General features: G+C 51.4%; 4 protein-coding genes and 1 pseudogene. All 5 read left to right on the forward strand.

Annotated elements, in window-relative coordinates; translation table 11 throughout:
• On the forward strand, positions 1-84 hold an 84-nt coding region (locus ACJ9N4_RS19755; protein ID WP_000740160.1), incomplete at its 5' end, for a hypothetical protein.
• 229 nt (positions 85-313) lie between these two features.
• Entirely contained in the window at positions 314-697 is a 384-nt protein-coding gene (gene secE, locus ACJ9N4_RS19760; protein WP_013094999.1) for a preprotein translocase subunit SecE, read from the forward strand.
• Position 698: 1 nt separating this feature from the next.
• Positions 699-1244, forward strand: a complete 546-nt coding sequence (nusG, locus tag ACJ9N4_RS19765) for a transcription termination/antitermination protein NusG (RefSeq protein ID WP_182919231.1) — start codon at positions 699-701, stop codon at positions 1242-1244.
• Positions 1245-1399: 155 nt separating this feature from the next.
• Complete coding sequence (gene rplK / locus ACJ9N4_RS19770) at positions 1400-1828, forward strand: 50S ribosomal protein L11 (protein WP_008503452.1); 429 nt, start codon at positions 1400-1402, stop codon at positions 1826-1828.
• Positions 1829-1831: 3 nt separating this feature from the next.
• Positions 1832-2095, forward strand: a pseudogene (rplA, locus tag ACJ9N4_RS19775) (50S ribosomal protein L1); the annotation flags it as partial.

The raw sequence follows: 2095 nt of genomic DNA on the forward strand, positions 1-2095 counted from the left end.
GCGATGGACGACGGTCTGCGTTTCGCAATCCGTGAAGGCGGCCGTACCGTTGGCGCGGGCGTTGTTGCTAAAGTTCTCGGCTAATCGCTGATAACATTTGACGCAATGCGCATGAAAAGGGCATCATTTGATGCCCTTTTTGCACGCTTTCACATCAGAACCTGGCTCATCAGTGATTATTTTTGTCATAATCATTGCTGAGACAGGCTCTGCAGAGAGCGTATAATTCGAAAAGCGAATGAGCATTTCGATTTGGTTTGCCTCGCGATCGCGGGGTGAAAATGTTTGTAGAATACTTCTGACAGGTTGGTTTATGAGTGCGAATACCGAAGCTCAAGGGAGCGGGCGCGGCCTGGAAGCGATGAAATGGGTAGTTGTAGCCGTACTGCTGATCGTAGCGATTGTCGGCAACTATCTTTATCGTGACATCATGCTGCCGCTACGCGCGCTTGCAGTGGTAATTCTGATTGCTGCAGCGGGTGGTGTCGCGCTGTTGACGACGAAAGGCAAAGCGACCGTCGCGTTTGCCCGCGAAGCGCGTACCGAAGTCCGCAAGGTAATTTGGCCGACTCGCCAGGAAACATTGCACACCACGCTGATTGTAGCGGCGGTTACCGCTGTAATGTCACTGATCCTGTGGGGACTGGATGGTATTCTGGTTCGCCTGGTATCCTTTATCACTGGCCTGAGGTTCTAAGATGTCTGAAGCCCCTAAAAAGCGTTGGTACGTCGTTCAGGCGTTTTCCGGTTTTGAAGGCCGCGTAGCAACATCGCTGCGTGAGCATATCAAATTACACAATATGGATGAGTTGTTTGGCGAAGTGATGGTTCCGACCGAAGAAGTGGTCGAGATCCGTGGCGGCCAGCGTCGCAAAAGCGAGCGTAAATTCTTCCCGGGTTACGTGCTGGTTCAGATGGTTATGAACGATGCGAGCTGGCACCTGGTGCGCAGCGTACCGCGCGTAATGGGCTTTATCGGCGGCACGTCTGACCGTCCGGCTCCAATCAGCGACAAAGAAGTTGATGCGATTATGAACCGCCTGCAGCAGGTGGGTGATAAGCCGCGTCCGAAAACGCTGTTTGAACCGGGTGAAATGGTTCGTGTTAATGACGGTCCGTTTGCTGACTTTAATGGCGTGGTTGAAGAAGTGGACTACGAGAAGTCCCGCCTGAAAGTTTCTGTTTCTATCTTCGGTCGTGCGACCCCGGTAGAACTGGACTTTGCCCAGGTAGAAAAAGCCTAAGTAGCGATCAAAAAAGCGGCGATTTAATCGTTGCACAGGGCGCGAGATTGGAATACAATTTCGCGCCTTTTGTTTTTACGGGCTAAGCCCGTAAAACGATTTTTTATCACGGGGAGCCTCCCTGAGGCGTTATCACCCAATCAGAGGATTTTAGAATGGCTAAGAAAGTACAAGCCTACGTCAAGCTGCAGGTTGCAGCTGGTATGGCGAACCCAAGTCCACCAGTTGGTCCAGCTCTGGGTCAGCAGGGTGTGAACATCATGGAATTCTGTAAAGCGTTCAACGCCAAAACCGAATCCCTGGAAAAAGGTCTGCCAATCCCAGTCGTAATCACTGTTTACGCTGACCGTTCTTTCACTTTCGTTACCAAAACCCCTCCAGCAGCAGTTCTGCTGAAGAAAGCGGCTGGTATCAAGTCTGGTTCCGGTAAACCGAACAAAGACAAAGTGGGTAAAATTTCCCGCGCTCAGCTGCAGGAAATCGCGCAGACCAAAGCTGCCGACATGACTGGTGCCGACATTGAAGCGATGACTCGCTCAATCGAAGGTACTGCACGTTCCATGGGCCTGGTAGTGGAGGACTAAGAAATGGCTAAACTGACCAAGCGCATGTCCGTGATCCGTGACAAAGTTGATGCGACCAAACAGTACGACATCAACGAAGCTATCGCTCTGCTGAAAGAACTGGCTACTGCTAAGTTCGTTGAAAGCGTTGACGTTGCTGTTAACCTGGGCATCGATGCTCGTAAATCTGATCAGAACGTTCGTGGTGCAACTGTACTGCCACACGGTACTGGCCGTTCCGTTCGCGTAGCTGTATTTACTCAGGGTGCAAACGCAGAAGCTGCTAAA

Source organism: Enterobacter sp. LM3 (assembly GCF_046622475.1).
In the GTDB taxonomy this organism is placed as follows: domain Bacteria; phylum Pseudomonadota; class Gammaproteobacteria; order Enterobacterales; family Enterobacteriaceae; genus Enterobacter; species Enterobacter cloacae_P.

Excerpts from the sequence above, each read along its gene's own strand:
- secE (WP_013094999.1), top strand. The coding sequence starts at position 314 with ATGAGTGCGAATACCGAAGCTCAAGGGAGCGGGCGCGGCCTGGAAGCG.
- nusG (WP_182919231.1), top strand. The coding sequence starts at position 699 with ATGTCTGAAGCCCCTAAAAAGCGTTGGTACGTCGTTCAGGCGTTTTCC.
- rplK (WP_008503452.1), top strand. The coding sequence starts at position 1,400 with ATGGCTAAGAAAGTACAAGCCTACGTCAAGCTGCAGGTTGCAGCTGGT.